This is a genomic window from Capnocytophaga haemolytica, from assembly GCF_001553545.1.
GTDB classification, from domain to species: Bacteria; Bacteroidota; Bacteroidia; order Flavobacteriales; family Flavobacteriaceae; genus Capnocytophaga; species Capnocytophaga haemolytica.
Genome location: NZ_CP014227.1, coordinates 2,070,420 through 2,084,905 on the forward strand (window position 1 = coordinate 2,070,420; position 14,486 = coordinate 2,084,905).

The 14,486-nt window shown below is 42.9% G+C and carries 12 protein-coding genes and 3 tRNA genes; 2 read left to right on the forward strand and 13 right to left on the reverse strand.

Features of this window, described 5'->3' with window-relative positions:
• Positions 1-226 precede the first annotated feature (226 nt).
• Entirely contained in the window at positions 227-1,180 is a 954-nt protein-coding gene (locus AXF12_RS09305) for a transketolase family protein (protein WP_066430539.1), read from the forward strand.
• Between the two features lie 109 nt (positions 1,181-1,289).
• Here AXF12_RS09305 and AXF12_RS09310 read toward each other — a convergent pair whose 3' ends face one another.
• The 13 genes from AXF12_RS09310 to AXF12_RS09370 form a co-directional block, all read right to left on the reverse strand.
• Positions 1,290-2,348 (reverse strand): nucleoid-associated protein, encoded by a 1,059-nt coding sequence (locus AXF12_RS09310; RefSeq protein ID WP_066430541.1) that lies wholly within the window; start codon positions 2,346-2,348, stop codon positions 1,290-1,292.
• A 36-nt stretch (positions 2,349-2,384) separates the two neighbouring features.
• Positions 2,385-2,894 (reverse strand): IS1096 element passenger TnpR family protein, encoded by a 510-nt coding sequence (locus tag AXF12_RS09315; protein WP_066430543.1) that lies wholly within the window; start codon positions 2,892-2,894, stop codon positions 2,385-2,387.
• A gap of 148 nt (positions 2,895-3,042) precedes the next feature.
• Positions 3,043-4,173: a peptidylprolyl isomerase gene (locus AXF12_RS09320; RefSeq protein WP_066430544.1), complete on the reverse strand. Its 1,131-nt coding sequence runs from the start codon at positions 4,171-4,173 to the stop codon at positions 3,043-3,045.
• A 25-nt stretch (positions 4,174-4,198) separates the two neighbouring features.
• A complete protein-coding gene (gldI, locus tag AXF12_RS09325) occupies positions 4,199-4,771 on the reverse strand; it encodes a gliding motility-associated peptidyl-prolyl isomerase GldI (RefSeq protein ID WP_066430547.1) in 573 nt (190 codons plus the stop codon).
• A 51-nt stretch (positions 4,772-4,822) separates the two neighbouring features.
• The gene (locus AXF12_RS09330) at positions 4,823-5,827 is read right to left on the reverse strand and encodes a DHH family phosphoesterase (protein ID WP_066430549.1); all 1,005 of its coding nucleotides are present in this window, start codon (positions 5,825-5,827) and stop codon (positions 4,823-4,825) included.
• A 212-nt stretch (positions 5,828-6,039) separates the two neighbouring features.
• Positions 6,040-6,113, reverse strand: a tRNA-Arg gene (locus AXF12_RS09335).
• A gap of 85 nt (positions 6,114-6,198) precedes the next feature.
• Positions 6,199-6,273 (reverse strand) — tRNA-Pro (locus AXF12_RS09340).
• Positions 6,274-6,309: 36 nt separating this feature from the next.
• A tRNA-Ser gene (locus tag AXF12_RS09345) sits at positions 6,310-6,393 on the reverse strand.
• Between the two features lie 172 nt (positions 6,394-6,565).
• On the reverse strand, positions 6,566-7,672 hold the full coding sequence (locus AXF12_RS09350; protein WP_066430551.1) for an acyltransferase family protein: 1,107 nt from the start codon (positions 7,670-7,672) through the stop codon (positions 6,566-6,568).
• Positions 7,673-7,744: 72 nt separating this feature from the next.
• Positions 7,745-8,434: a 5'-methylthioadenosine/adenosylhomocysteine nucleosidase gene (locus AXF12_RS09355; RefSeq protein ID WP_066430553.1), complete on the reverse strand. Its 690-nt coding sequence runs from the start codon at positions 8,432-8,434 to the stop codon at positions 7,745-7,747.
• 187 nt (positions 8,435-8,621) lie between these two features.
• A complete protein-coding gene (locus AXF12_RS09360) occupies positions 8,622-9,635 on the reverse strand; it encodes an FAD:protein FMN transferase (protein WP_066430554.1) in 1,014 nt (337 codons plus the stop codon).
• A gap of 50 nt (positions 9,636-9,685) precedes the next feature.
• Positions 9,686-10,450, reverse strand: coding sequence for a class I SAM-dependent methyltransferase (locus AXF12_RS09365; protein ID WP_066430555.1), 765 nt, complete (start codon positions 10,448-10,450; stop codon positions 9,686-9,688).
• 95 nt (positions 10,451-10,545) lie between these two features.
• Positions 10,546-11,325 carry a phosphatase PAP2 family protein gene (locus tag AXF12_RS09370; protein WP_066430557.1) on the reverse strand — a complete coding sequence of 260 codons (780 nt, stop codon included), beginning with the start codon at positions 11,323-11,325 and terminating at the stop codon, positions 10,546-10,548.
• A 396-nt stretch (positions 11,326-11,721) separates the two neighbouring features.
• Here AXF12_RS09370 and AXF12_RS09375 point away from each other — a divergent pair, with 396 nt between their 5' ends.
• Positions 11,722-14,478, forward strand: a complete 2,757-nt coding sequence (locus AXF12_RS09375; protein WP_066430558.1) for a type I restriction endonuclease subunit R — start codon at positions 11,722-11,724, stop codon at positions 14,476-14,478.
• The last annotated feature ends 8 nt before the right edge of the window (positions 14,479-14,486 follow it).

The window sequence follows — 14,486 nt, forward strand, 5'->3', positions numbered from 1 at the left end:
TTTACAAACATACGAAAGTATTTATACGTTTTTTTAAAAAGAAGCCCTCCCCCCTACCCTATTGAGATGCTAAGTCACCATCGAAGCCACAACGAAGCGAGAACGGAGACATCCTTTTTTAATCCTTAACAAAAATTATTTAGGAAAAATTTGGAAGATTAAAGACAAAAAGTTTAAATTTGCAAACTGTTAACAAATACACCATTTTAGATACCAAATTATTACAATGAAAAAATATACAGATACAGGAAAAAAGGACACCCGCAGCGGCTTTGGCGCGGGTTTAGCAGAACTCGGGCGCACCAATGAGCGTGTAGTAGCCCTCTGTGCCGACCTCATCGGATCGTTGAAGATGGAGCAATTTATCGAGGAATGCCCTGAGCGTTTCTTCCAAGTAGGGATTGCTGAGGCAAATATGATGGGCATTGCCGCAGGCTTAGCTATCGGCGGAAAGATACCTTTCACAGGCACTTTCGCAGCCTTCTCCACAGGGCGCGTTTACGACCAGATACGCCAGTCGATAGCCTACTCTAATAAAAACGTGAAAATATGTGCCTCACACGCTGGGCTCACCCTCGGTGAAGATGGGGCAACACACCAGATATTAGAAGATATAGGTTTGATGAAAATGCTGCCTAATATGGTAGTGATCAACCCTTGCGACTACAACCAAACAAAGGCGGCTACCATTGCCATTGCCGACTATGAAGGACCTGTGTACCTACGCTTTGGTCGCCCTGCGGTAGCTAACTTCACACCTGAGCAACAGACTTTTGAAATAGGCAAAGGCTTACGGCTCACTGAGGGCAATGATGTTACTATCGTAGCTACAGGGCACTTAGTTTGGGAAGCTCTCCAAGCCGCTGAAGTGTTGGAGGCTCAGGGTATCAATGCCGAGGTGATTGACATTCATACTATTAAGCCTTTGGATGAGAGTATCATCTTACATTCAGTGAACAAAACTCGCTGCATTGTTACTTGTGAGGAACACAATTACTACGGCGGGATGGGCGAGAGTGTAGCACGCGTATTGGCACTTCACTGTCCTACTCCACAAGAGCTGGTAGCCGTAAATGACTCCTTTGGCGAAAGTGGCACCCCTGCTGAGCTAATGCACAAATACGGGCTTGATAAAGATGGGATAATAGCTGCCGTACAGCGCGTATTAAAACGTAAATAAGTAGCTACCATCCGTGTAGCACGAACATAAAAAGATAGCTTTGAGCGATTATTATGATCACTCAAAGCTATCTTTCTATACTCATACCTGAGACCTCAAAGCTCAGTCATCAGGCTTTTTGTTCTTTATTAAAATACACTAAGTAATAGTACATCTGGCGCTCCTCATCCCAACCTTTCTCAATAAACTTCTCAGCCGACTCAGGGTTTACGAAGTCCATACGGATTTGTATGTTGGTATCAAGGTCGATGACGTTCTTAATCTTCTTGCGCACGTCCGACACCGCTTTATTGGCTATGGGGAAGGCAGAAACGTCCTCAATCTGGTATTTAGGTCCCTTCTCTACCTTATAATTGCGAAACTCAGGGATCAGATCGGGGTTGTCTATAACTTCGTTCATAAACTGTGTTTCTTCAAACTCATCGTTCTTAGCAAAGTAATTGATAGCGCGGTTCATAAAGAGTACCTCCTGCTTCTTATCCTCAGCGGGGAGCACCACATCCTTAGCAAAATCCTGACTGAACTTTAAGTACTTCTTAGTGTAGAAATTATCATCAATAAGCGCATCTACCCCGAGGAAGTTCTCAAGCCAATACTTGGTATCATAGCGATTGCTATCGATAGAAAGCACCTTATAGCCTTCATCCTTATTGACATTGAACACGATACAACCCTTGTCGAGCTTGTGGATATTCACCCCCTCTTGCACAATCATATCCAGCTGGTTCTGGTGTTCTTCAAACTGCAAGAAAGGGTTCTTCACCTCCGATTTGAAGATACCTACCGCGTGCACCTTCTCATTATCCAAATACGAGTCGTGCAGCAGGGTTACGTACACCTCACCACTCTTGATATGAGGGTGATTACTCTGGCGGTAGAGCAGTTCAGCAATCTTCTTCGACTGCTCGTGCACGGTGCGCTCATCCTCAAAAATAGCACTTACCAATCGGTATAACTCATTCCCCTCTACATCCACCTCGTGCGTAAAGCGGTAGTAGTTCTCTTCCTTCTCACGGAAAGGTCTAAAAAAATACTCCTTGAGCAAACCCACTACCTCATCATTAAGGGCATAAGGCTGCTCAGAGAGAAATATCGGCTCTCCTTTGCTTTGGTTCCCCACACGGTGAATGGAGAGCGTCTCTATATTCGTTGTATATAAATTAAGCATTCCTTTTATTATGAATTATACATTATAAATTGTACATTAGTAATAAGCATCTTCGGCAAAAGCCCCGTAGTCCTCCTCATCCATATCGAAGTCGTTGAACTCATCGTCGAACTCATTGAAGTCATCAGCTACGAACTCCTTTTCAGGGGCTTCTGCGGGAATACTGCCCACAGCATTCAGCAACAGCGGATAGCTCACACCTACTGCCTCTTCATCTATTTCTACAAGCTCCACAAAGAAAGTCCACATCGACATAAAGTCGTACACATACAGCAATCGGCGATTTTCTTCATCTACTACCTCGTCAATGGGCGTCTCTTCCATCAGGCGGATTTCACCGCTCTCAGAAACATCAAAAAGGGTAAACTCCTCCCCTTGTTGCCAATCGTCATCTGAAAGATAGAACGATGCCATCTCATCACCTGCAAAGCCAAACGACTGTGTAATCACATTATGAAAATCCTCAAGGCTATCTTCACCTTGTATAGCAATATCTCGAAATACATCTTCCTTTACATCAAGTATTACTCTAAACTTATATACCATCTTCCTTACTAAATATTTTTGCAAAGATACGACTTTTTTATCAAACAGAAAAAGAAATCCAAAAAAAGATCAGAGGCAAGAGTACAACTGTTAGTAACAGCATTCATCTCTTGCCTCTGATCTCTATCTCCTGATCCGTGATTTCTAATTACTTTGCGATACCAGTAATCTCAATATCGAAGATAAGGTCGCTATTAGGTGGGATTACATCACCAGCACCTCGCTCGCCATATCCTTGACTTGCTGGGATAAATACTCTTACTTTATCACCTACTTTCATTGTCAGTAAAGCCTCTTTAAAGCCTGGTATCAACTGTGCATCACTGCTATATGGCATTGGGAAGGCTTGATAACCTCCTCCTTGTTCACGCATTGGGTTATATTTACCATAAGCCTCTTCAACTTCCTTAACATTTGAATCAAAGAGCATTCCATTCTTTAAGTGACCTGCGTAGTTCACCAATACCGATTGTTTGTGGTTTGGCTGTGCGCCAGTGCCCTTATTAAGAGTAAATATCTTCACTCCTGAAGGAAGTGCTTTCGCTTGTGGCTCTTGTGTTTTTACTTCTGCTAAGAATTTAGTAGCTGCTGCCTCAGCTTTAGCTGCATTCTCTTTCTCAACCTTAGCAATATCGTCAAAGTATTTCTTAAACACCTTGGGTGCGTCAAAAGCCTTTGCATCTTTGCCATTGCGAACGATAACAATCTTATTGATCTTCACATCTTGTACGGGCTTATCCTGAGGTCCTGTCTCAGTAGTAGCAATAGCGTCAAGTACGTCTAAACCTTTTACCACTTCACCAAACACCGCGTGGCGACCGTCTAAGAAAGGAGTTGCTTTATGTGTAATAAAGAACTGACTACCATTAGTAGCAGGTCCTGAGTTAGCCATTGAGATAATCCCTTTCTTATCGTGCCTCAGCTCAGGTGAGAACTCATCTTCAAAACGGTAACCAGGCTCACCCATACCAGTGGCAGTAGGGTCACCTCCTTGAATCATAAAGTCTTTAATCACACGGTGAAAGGTAGTGCCATCGTAGTAGTGTTTCCCTTTATACTCAGGTTTTACAAAAGTGTTAGTCCCTTCAGCCAAGCTAACGAAGTTCGCTACCGTAATAGGAGCTAATTTATAGTTCAACTTCACTATCATATTGCCCTTGGTAGTTTGGATGTCAGCAAATAAGCCATCTCCTAAATCGTTGTAAACTTTCTTTTGTGAATTACAACTAAAAAATACAAGCATCGATGCAAGCAGCATCAAAAAATTCATTCGTTTCATATAATTTATCAATTAAATTCATTTTTTACTCAGGTCGTGGAGCTATCTTCTCTTTGTTCTTTTCTATTTTGAAGACCTGTATTCTTGCTATCACAGGCTGATTAGTGCCGATCTTATCCTTATCGCCTCGATAGCCGTACGCCATACTTGAAGGAAAATAAAACACTCCACTCTCGCCTTCCTTAAGCAGCTTTAGCGCTGAATTTAGCCCTTGAAAAAGCTCCTGCTGATCTACCTTATAAGTGTACTCTCCATCAGGTTTCTCTTGATAGATTTCCTTTCCTCGTAAGTCCGACAGACTGTAATCATAAGTCACCAAATCACCAAACTGAGCCGTATAACTCGCCTCTGGCTTCTGCTCTGTGTAATAGAACTTAAAGCCATTTTGCGAATCTACAAAAGTATGCACAGTATCCCTTTTAATAATAGAATCAATCAGTGCTTCTTCCGTCTTGAGCAAAGCCTTATTCTTCTTCGCCGATTCCTTCAGAAAAGTACTTGTCTTCTTCATCACAGGATGACGAGCAGGCTTATCACCACACCCCACCAAAAACGTGCCAAAAAGCATCAACAGGGGTATCTTTTTTAGTATATTCATTGTATTGTAATTTATCATTATAAATACTGTAAAAACCTAAAATGAACTTACTTACACAGTATAGCGTATTTCAGGCAACACCTTTTTGAAGTAAGCAACCGCTTCCTCTATTGTCCCATCAAATCTTCCTCCTGCTGCATTGATATGTCCCCCACCATTGAAGTGCTTACGTGCAAATACATTCACGTCATAAGGATATTTACTCCTCAGTGATATCTTCACAAAGCTCCCTTCCTGAATAAAAATCACTGCTAACTTAGCTCCATCAATCTTCAAACCATAATTTACAAAGCCATCAGTATCACCCTTTTGGCAGTTATGCGCTGCCATCTCCTCAGCATTAAGTGTGATATAAGCCGCTTGGTATTCCTGATTATACACCATATTGCGAATAGCCACACTCAGAAGCTGCAACCTATCATAGCTCTGTGTATCAAATACATCACTATTAATCTTAGCATTATTAGCCCCTTTATCAATGAGGAAAGATGCGATCCTCAACGTATTGCTAGTCGTCGTTGGATATTTAAAGTTGCCCGTATCAGTCATAATACCCGTATAAAGACAAGTAGCTATGGTCTTATCAATAAGGTTCTTATCTCCCATCGCATCCATAAATAAATAGAGCATCGCACACGTCGAACTCGCCTCTGGATTTGAGAACTTCACCCGTGCATAGTCATCAGGCTGCTGATGGTGGTCAATCATCACAAACGTAGCTTTTGAAGCCTCCAACAACGGGGTCAAACTATCCGCACGGCTCAGCGAATTAAAGTCGAGCGTAAAAATAAGCCCCGATTTCTCAATTTGCTTAGTAGCACGCTCTTTATCTGTATCATAAATAACAATGTTCTCCGCCTCTGGCATCCACTTCAAAAACTCAGGAAAATCATTAGGCGAAACCACCGTAACGTCCTGACCTTTCATCTTTAAATAATGATACAGCCCCAAACAACTCCCAATAGCATCGCCATCAGGACTTTTATGAGGTATAATACTAATCTTCAATTGCTTAGACAGTAAGTTCTTTACCGTTTCTATATCCAATACATTCATAGGAGGCAAAAGTACGACTTTCTTTTAAATTAACAAGCTAAAAAGACAATATATTTTTAAACAATGAAACCTAACAGTAGCTTATATCATTGTCTTTCAACACAAAAAGCAATAACCTTCTCTATCTAAAACGTCTATAACAAAATAACGCAGAGCGTAAACCCTGCGTTATTTCGAACATAAATTTTAATACAAAATGAAACAAATTCTCGTGATCACGACAGGATTCGAACCTGTGACCGTCTGCTTAGAAGGCAGATGCTCTATCCAACTGAGCTACGTGACCCCAAATAACCCTTTAAAACCTTTAAATATGCAAAAAAAGTATCTCAACAATGCAAAATGAAACATTTATTGAAATACTCTCTTCGTCGGGGCGGCAGGATTCGAACCTGCGACCTCCTGGTCCCAAACCAGGCGCGATGACCGGACTACGCTACGCCCCGAAAACTCTATCTATTGTATAACCTTTTCTTTATGTGCGGAGAGACTGGGACTCGAACCCAGGCGACAGTTACCCGCCGACAGATTAGCAATCTGCTCCGTTACCACTCCGGCACCTCTCCTAATATTATGATGAACGTCTTTGTTTCTTTTTTGCGGGTGCAAAGGTATAACTACTTTTCATTCCTTGCAAATAATTTCACAATTTTTTTACTAAAAAAATAAATTATTTTTACAGTTCATTTATAATCAATAGCTTAGAAAAACACAGAACAACACTCCTTTTAGCCTAACCTACTTCAAACGCCCAGCAAGCCATCGCCTCACTGGGATATCATACCATTTCAAACACAAATACGCCAATAATACCGAGCCTACCACTACCCCTATAGCACCGTGTATCGACATCCAAAAAGTAAGTTCGTTATTCTTTACCCAAGCGTAATACAAATATATAAAAGGATAATGCACCATATAAAGCGGATACGAAATATCACCCAAAAACTTAGCTACTCTTGCCATAGCCTTCCCTTTCACACTTGCCGAAGCCCCTAAAAGCACTACACACGGGAATACAAGTATAATCACCAATGAGTCGTACAGCCCATTCATCCAAAGCGTATCTTTATCACCTATGCGCGGTGCTGCCGTTACCAAAACAATCAGTAACGCTGCCCACAAAAAACCGTGTTTAACACCTCTATAACGATATAACCTACTGAGCAAGAGCCCACACGAAAAAGCAAAAAGCAAACGCAGTGAACCTCCAAGCATATTCGTGCTATCCATCGCCCAACCTACACTGAGATATCCCCACGGACTACCCACAGCAAAACAGCAAAGCCCTACAGCCATCAGTACTGTCCAGATCGCAAGCACCCTCGTCCCCATACGCCTGAGCACCAATGCATAAAGTATATTCCCTATATATTCAAAGAACAACGACCACGTAGGCCCATTGAGTGGGTACATCTCTCCAATACCTCGTATTTCTACCGAAGACGTAACTGGTATCATTAGCATATTGAGCAACATCGCCACCAGTAGCACCCCTATCGACACCTGCGACACGTCCCACATTTGGCAGCCTTGTGTGTAAAACAACAATGCCCCTATCAGCGCACCTATCACCACCATTGGCTGTAAGCGTATCAATCGCCGCTTGCAGAAATCCTTTACCGACAACCTATCCCAACGGTCGTCATACGCATACGCAATCACAAAACCCGAAAGCATAAAGAAGAAGTCCACAGCCAAATACCCGTGATTAATCACCTGATCAAGCGGAGAGGTGGCAAACGATTCAAATATATGAAAAAAGAGCACCATAAAGGCAGCAACACCCCTGAGTGCATCAAGCACAACATAATGAGGTTTACTTTCTATTGTATTATGTATCATCTATTTTAGCTTTTAGGAGTTAACTTTTAGTTTTTAGAATAGCCCTGAGAACTATGCACTATACACTGTACACTATGCACTATGCACTATAAAGTCTTTAACAATAGCAGCCGACAGCCGTCCTGCCTCATTGACAAAAGTATCATACGACACCGTATTGCCCTCGCCTGCCTTATCTGAAACAGCCCTAAGCATCACAAAAGGCACCGCAAACAGATAGCAAGTCTGCGCTATGGCAGCCGCCTCCATCTCCACCGCCTTCGCCTTAGGAAATAACGCCTCAATACCTCGTAGCCGCTCAGGGTCAGAAATAAAGGAATCACCGCTGACAACCTCGCCAAAGTGTAGTCTTCCGCTATGCTTTGACGCTACCTCACGAAGCCGCTCCGTGTACGTCTCATCACTGTGATAGGTTGGCGGCATCTGCGCTTGCTGACCATAGGCATAGCCAAAAGCCGTTACGTCCACATCGTGATATGCCACCTCAGAGGCGAGGATAAGGTCGTAAACCGAGCTATCACCAAGCCCACCTGCCGTACCTGTATTAACGACCAAGTCAGGGGCAAACCGCTCAATAAGCAACGCCGTACCCACAGCCGCACTCACCTTGCCAATACCCGAAAGCAACAGCACTACCTCAGTGCCCGCCATCGTACCCTCATAGAACACAAACCGACCGACCTTCGTTTCCTTACAGCCCTCAATAGCCGCGTGAAGGCTCTCAATCTCAAGCTCCATCGCCCCTATAACACCTATTTTCATATACTTATACTTTTAATCAATTTAACACTTACCTACTTTCTATACTTCTATGCTCTAACACCTCACCAGCTAATCTTCTAAAAAACTACCAACAGGAAAAATCCCCACCGAACACACAACGGATCCCAAACGAATACACTACGGAGACACCATGGAAAAAGAATATAAAGAAAGTGAGAGAAAATGACTATTCCGCTATTAATTCAGCAAAAGGTTGAGTCTTAAACACCTCTACCTTCTCTGTCTCGGGATGGGTATATACTAACAACACTCTGAAGTCGGGGTGTGCCTCGAGGAACTGCTTGCTCCTCTCAAATCCCATCACCATAAACATCGTTGCGTAGCCATCGGCGAGCATCGCAGTAGGCGCAATGACGGTGGCACTGAGCACATCGCTTTGCGTGGCGAGCCCCGTCAGCGGATTGATCGAATGCACATAGCGACGCCCCTTGCTATCTGTCCACACCTTGCGGTAGTTGCCCGAAGTCGCCAGCCCCGCATCGGTGAACTGCACCGTTGCGATCAGCTCTGCCTCATCGAGTGGCTTTACAGGGTTCTCCACACCGATAGTCCACGGCGTATCCTCAAGCGTATTTCGCCCACTGAGATACATCTCACCGCCCACCTCTACAATAAAGTTGGTAATCCCCTTCGCCTTAAGAAAATCAGCGATCACATCCGAGGTATATCCCTGCGCAATAGCATTAAAGTCAAAGATAATCTCAGGACGCGCCTTCTCAATGCGATGATCGGGGGTGAGCTTCACCTTTTCAAAGCCCACAAAGGCTTTAAGCGAATCGATTTTCGCTGCCGAAGGAATCTCCTGCTCGCTGATAGGCTTATTGCCAAAACCCCAAGCGCGCACCAATACGCCTACCGTAGGGTCGAACAGCCCGCCGCTCTCCTTCCATATCTGCTCCGAAGCACGGAATACTTTCTCAAAATGCGCATCTACCTGCGTCTGTGCTTCCCCCGCATTGATCTTCGAGATCATCGAATCAGGACGATAAGCCGACATCGAGCGGTCGATCACCTGAAGGATAGAGTCCACCGCAGGTTTCAAGTCCTCATCGCTCGCCGATATGTATTTGATATGGTAGGTACTGCCTTGCGCCTCACCGGCTATTTTGTGTATTGAAGGCGTTGAAGTTTGCTTACAGGCAATGAGTAACAACGCCATTGTAATGGTTAAATATTTCATTTTCTTTATGTTTATGCAAGTTAAATTACTAATCTTAAAAATAAAAGTAGTTAAATTTTGTGCACTACGGGTAGGAGTTCGCTCTTCACGATACGAAATCGCTCGATTTGCTCTGTCGGCAACTGCGCGCCGTAAGCAATGGCATCTACCTGAAAACCAACGCTTCGCAGCCGCTGAAAATAGTCCATTCCATAAACGCGTACGTGGTCGTACTGCCCAAAAATGCGTGTTCGCTCTTTGCGGTCGGTGATATTGTCGTCTTCAAAGGTCTCGCTGCGTGCATTGTCTAAAGGTACTTGAAAAATGCCCCATCCGCCTTTTTTCATTACTCGAAAAAGTTCGCGCATTGCCTTCTCGTCGTCGGGGATATGCTCGAGCACATGATTACAAAGCACCACGTCGAAGGAAGCATCGGCAAAGGGTAAGGCGCAGAGATCTGCCTTTACGTCAGCCAATGGCGAGTGGAGATCGGTGGTTGTGTAGTCCAAATTCGGCTGTTTTTTAAAACGCGTGTAGAATGCCTGTTCGGGAGCCACGTGCAATACTTTTAAAGGCTGGGTAAAAAAGTCGGTGGATGATTTTAAGTAGAGCCATAGCAAACGGTGCCGCTCTAAGGAGAGCGTCGATGGCGAGAGCACGTTTGGGCGTTCAGAGGCGTAACCGTAGGGTAAGAATTTGCGAAATCGCCGCCCGTCAATCGGATCTTCGAAGCGATCGCCCTTATACCACCACGAAAGGACGGGACGCACGCAATAGCTGGCTTTGATAAGCCACGGACGAGGAACGGTGTTTAATATTTTGGAAAATAGAGTCATTACAACACAATGTTCAATAATGATTGTTCAATGATGAATCGCATAGGGTGTTATTTTTCTTAGATGATGAGTTGTTAAACATTTAATATTCATCATTAAAGGATTAAAGTAAGTCCCACACCTCTACCCTCTTGGCTTATCATAGGATATAGCATCGCAGCTTTGTCAGAGGTTGTTTTCTTGCCAAAAAGCCACTTCGAGGTATACGGAAGGGTCATATACGCGAGCTTTGCGCTGAGTATGCCGATACCCGCCCCTACGCATACGTCTCCGAGCCAGTGGCGGTTGTTGTGTAGCCGCATTATGCCAACGGTGGCTGCAATGGCATAGCCACTGATGCCAATCCACAGATTTTCGTCCTTATACTCTTGCCAAAGGATTTCAATCCCTGTAAAAGCAGTTGCCGTATGCCCCGAAGGGAAAGAATTATATGCCGATCCGTCGGGGCGACGCACTTTGGTGCTGTATTTTGTGGCGTTGACAAGTATGCCCATTATGGCGTAAGCCGTTGCGCTAACAAGAAGCCTCTCGCGTAGGGAATGCTTTGCCTTCACGCCCAAATTGCTGAATAGGAACACCTCGGCGATGGGTGCGTATTGGATATAGTCTTCGAAGCGCAGTTTGTGTCCTCCTGAGTAGCGGTAAGCCTGCTGCTGTACGTACTTGTTGATATACGTAGCATTTGCGATGAGCCCAAAGCTAACCAAGGCAGCGGGCGCGACATAGGGCTTGTACCAACGCTCGGAGGGTGATTTTTCGGTAATATGAGCCTTGGCGAGTTGCAGGGTGTCTGTTGCCAGAGGAATTGTATCCTGCTGCGCCGAGATACAGAGGGGCATCACCGCAAACAAGGCTGCTAAAATCAGTTTTTTCATATTGCTATGCTGTAAATGGTTTTCTGATTCGGCGGCAAAGGTACGAAAAAAATCAGAAATAAGAAGCGAAAAGTGAGTGCTGTGTCTTTCTTTTCTCTCAGGGAAAATTTTTGTCGGGCTTATGTGCGGTTCACTTGAGGTTCAAGTAGGGTTCACTTGAGGTTCATTTTTTTTGTTTTTTGCTAATCGAAAATCTATAAAAACACAATTTTACAGAAAAACAGACTTCTTGAATGGACTTTACCGCATATTACTTTTTTAATTCTATTACGTAATTTTTTGACCTAAATTTTAGCTGTATCCATTGCCTGTTATAAATTATTCCGTACCTTTGCAACTTCTGATAATGTAGTGTTATCGGAAGCTATATAGAAACGATTTATAAATACACAGATTATGGATCCAGAGGAAAAAGCAAGATTAGTGATAGACAGAAAGTTAGAAGCGTCTGGCTGGGTGTTACAAGATATGGATGAGTACAACCCCAAAGCGTCTTTAGGCGTTGCTGTGAGAGAGTTTATGACCAATGATGGAGATAAAGCTGATTACGCTCTTTTTATAGAAGGGAAACCTGTAGGAGTCATTGAGGCAAAGAAAAGTAACGATGGACATAAGCTTAAAATACAGGCGGCTGAGCAATCAAGTAGTTATCTCCACTCAGGGCTAAAATACTTTGTTGAGAAAGAGCCAATGCGTTTCACTTATGAAGCTACTGATGTCCTTACTCATTTTTGTGATTTTAAAGATGAAAAGCCAAGAACGCGTAAGTTATTCTCCTTTCATCGCCCAGAATACTTACAGAAGTTGATAAAAGAAAACAATACGCTGCGCAATAATCTAAAGCATTTTCCTGAGTTTAACAAAGAGGGGTTCAGAGCTTGCCAAGTGAATGCTATTATCAATTTAGAGCAGTCATTTGCGCAAAACAAACCGCGTGCCTTAGTGCAAATGGCTACAGGAGCTGGAAAGACTTTTACCGCTATTACCAGTGTATATCGCTTGTTAAAATACGCTAATGCTAAAAGAATTCTTTTCCTTGTTGATACTAAAAACTTAGGAGAACAAGCGGAGGAAGAGTTTAGAAATTACAAACCTAATGATGATGCTCGCCTATTTACAGAGCTTTATACAGTCCATAGATTAAATTCTTCGTTTATTCCTAATGATGCCAAGGTATGCATCAGCACTATCCAGCGTATGTATGCGATCCTTAAGGGCGAAGAACTCAATGAAGCGGCAGAAGAAATCTCGCAAAATGAGCTACACTATAACCGAGAAAAAGCAAAGGAAGTGGTGTACAATCCTAAATTCCCTCCCGAGTTTTTCGACTTTATCATAATAGACGAATGCCACCGTAGTATCTACAATCTATGGCAGCAGGTGTTAGATTATTTCGATGCTTTCCTCATCGGACTTACAGCAACTCCCGACCAACGTACTTTTGCCTTTTTTGATGAAAACGTCGTCAGTGAATACACCCACGAGCAAGCGGTGTTAGATGGCGTAAATGTCGGTAGAGAAGGTACTTTTTTGATTGAGACAGATAAAACAAAAAATGGTGGATGCATCTTAAAGCAAGAAGTGGAAGTGCGCGAGAGATTGTCACGCAGAAAACGATGGCTACAATTAGATGAGGATTTTAACTATGTCGCCTCTGAGTTAGACAAAAAGGTGGTTAGCCCCTCTCAAATTAGGAATGTGATCCGTACTTTTAAAGAAAATTTACCATTGCTATTCCCTGGTAGAGCGGAAGTGCCTAAAACCTTAGTGTTTGCCAAAACAGATAGCCACGCAGACGATATTATAACCATTATTCGTGAAGAATTTGGTGAGGGAAATGAGTTTTGCAAGAAGATAACTTATGGCTCAGAGGATAATCCTAAAACCGTATTGAGCAGCTTCCGCAATGAGTTCTATCCGAGGATTGCCGTTACAGTGGATATGATCGCAACGGGCACAGATGTAAAACCCTTAGAGTGCCTCGTCTTTATGCGCGATGTACGCAGTAAAAACTATTTTGAACAAATGCTCGGTAGGGCAACGCGCACCATCAGCAAAGAGGATTTAATGAAGGTAACACCTTCAGCCAAAGAGAAAAAATTGCATTACGTAGTGGTAGATGCTGTAGGCGTTACGCGATCTCAAAAAACAACTTCAAGGCAATTGGAACGCAAATTTGGAGTTTCGCTAAAACAGTTGCTTTTGATGGCTGTTTCTAATAACAAGGATGAGGATGTACTGACGAGCTTGGCAAATCGCTTGGTTAAATTGCAAAATGTACTTGACCCCAAAGAAGAAGAGAAAGTTAGGGCACTCACAGGAGGAGTTTCACTATCAAATATCGCTGCCAATCTCTTAGATGCTTTCGATGAAGATAAGATAGAAGAAGTAGTGGATACAATCCCCAATAAAGAAGACCTTTCTCCAGTAAAACAAAGAGAGATAGCACAAAATCAGCTAATAGAGAAGGCATTAGAACCTATTTATCCTGCCGAATTTAGAAACTATATCATTAAGCTCCGTGAAACACACGACCAAGTGATAGACCCAACACTCGACACTGTAACCTTTGCTGGCTTTGATACAGATCACGAAAACGCAGCCAAACAAGCTATTGTTACCTTCCGTGAATTTATCGAAGCAAATAAGGATGAAATCACAGCACTTAACATTATTTATAACCAATCCTATCAGCAAAGAGCCCTTACCCTTGATATGATAAAAGAAGTGCACGAGGCTATGCAGCATTCTCCTTATTTATTAAGTGTCAATAAATTGTGGAATGCTTTTGAGTTTGTAAAAGATATAAAAGCTAGACCTTCATCAGTAGAACGAAAATTAGTAGACATCGTTTCACTTTTGCGCTTTGAGTTAGGACAAACTAAAAAACTTACCCCTTTTGCAGAAGAGGTAAATCAGCGATTTAAAAAATGGATATTCGATAAAAATAAAGGGTATGGGCAGTTTACTGAAGAACAAACTGCTTGGTTACAGATGATAAGAGAACATATAAAAAACTCGGTGAATATAACTGAAGAAGACTTGGATTTAAGTCCTTTTGATGAAAAAGGAGGATGGAATAAGTTCTATAGATTGTTTGGCGATAACTATAAGACAATTTTAACAGATATTAATTACGCATTAGTAGCATAAAAATATGA

Bases quoted from the DNA above. Each gene is read 5' to 3' on its own strand.
- AXF12_RS09370 (WP_066430557.1), bottom strand. From the start codon at position 11,325: ATGAAAAAACTGATTTTAGCAGCCTTGTTTGCGGTGATGCCCCTCTGT.
- AXF12_RS09355 (WP_066430553.1), bottom strand. From the start codon at position 8,434: ATGAAAATAGGTGTTATAGGGGCGATGGAGCTTGAGATTGAGAGCCTT.
- AXF12_RS09310 (WP_066430541.1), bottom strand. From the start codon at position 2,348: ATGCTTAATTTATATACAACGAATATAGAGACGCTCTCCATTCACCGT.
- AXF12_RS09330 (WP_066430549.1), bottom strand. From the start codon at position 5,827: ATGAATGTATTGGATATAGAAACGGTAAAGAACTTACTGTCTAAGCAA.
- AXF12_RS09360 (WP_066430554.1), bottom strand. From the start codon at position 9,635: ATGAAATATTTAACCATTACAATGGCGTTGTTACTCATTGCCTGTAAG.
- AXF12_RS09375 (WP_066430558.1), top strand. From the start codon at position 11,722: ATGGATCCAGAGGAAAAAGCAAGATTAGTGATAGACAGAAAGTTAGAA.
- AXF12_RS09365 (WP_066430555.1), bottom strand. From the start codon at position 10,450: ATGACTCTATTTTCCAAAATATTAAACACCGTTCCTCGTCCGTGGCTT.
- AXF12_RS09305 (WP_066430539.1), top strand. From the start codon at position 227: ATGAAAAAATATACAGATACAGGAAAAAAGGACACCCGCAGCGGCTTT.
- AXF12_RS09315 (WP_066430543.1), bottom strand. From the start codon at position 2,894: ATGGTATATAAGTTTAGAGTAATACTTGATGTAAAGGAAGATGTATTT.
- gldI (WP_066430547.1), bottom strand. From the start codon at position 4,771: ATGAATATACTAAAAAAGATACCCCTGTTGATGCTTTTTGGCACGTTT.
- AXF12_RS09350 (WP_066430551.1), bottom strand. From the start codon at position 7,672: ATGATACATAATACAATAGAAAGTAAACCTCATTATGTTGTGCTTGAT.
- AXF12_RS09320 (WP_066430544.1), bottom strand. From the start codon at position 4,173: ATGAAACGAATGAATTTTTTGATGCTGCTTGCATCGATGCTTGTATTT.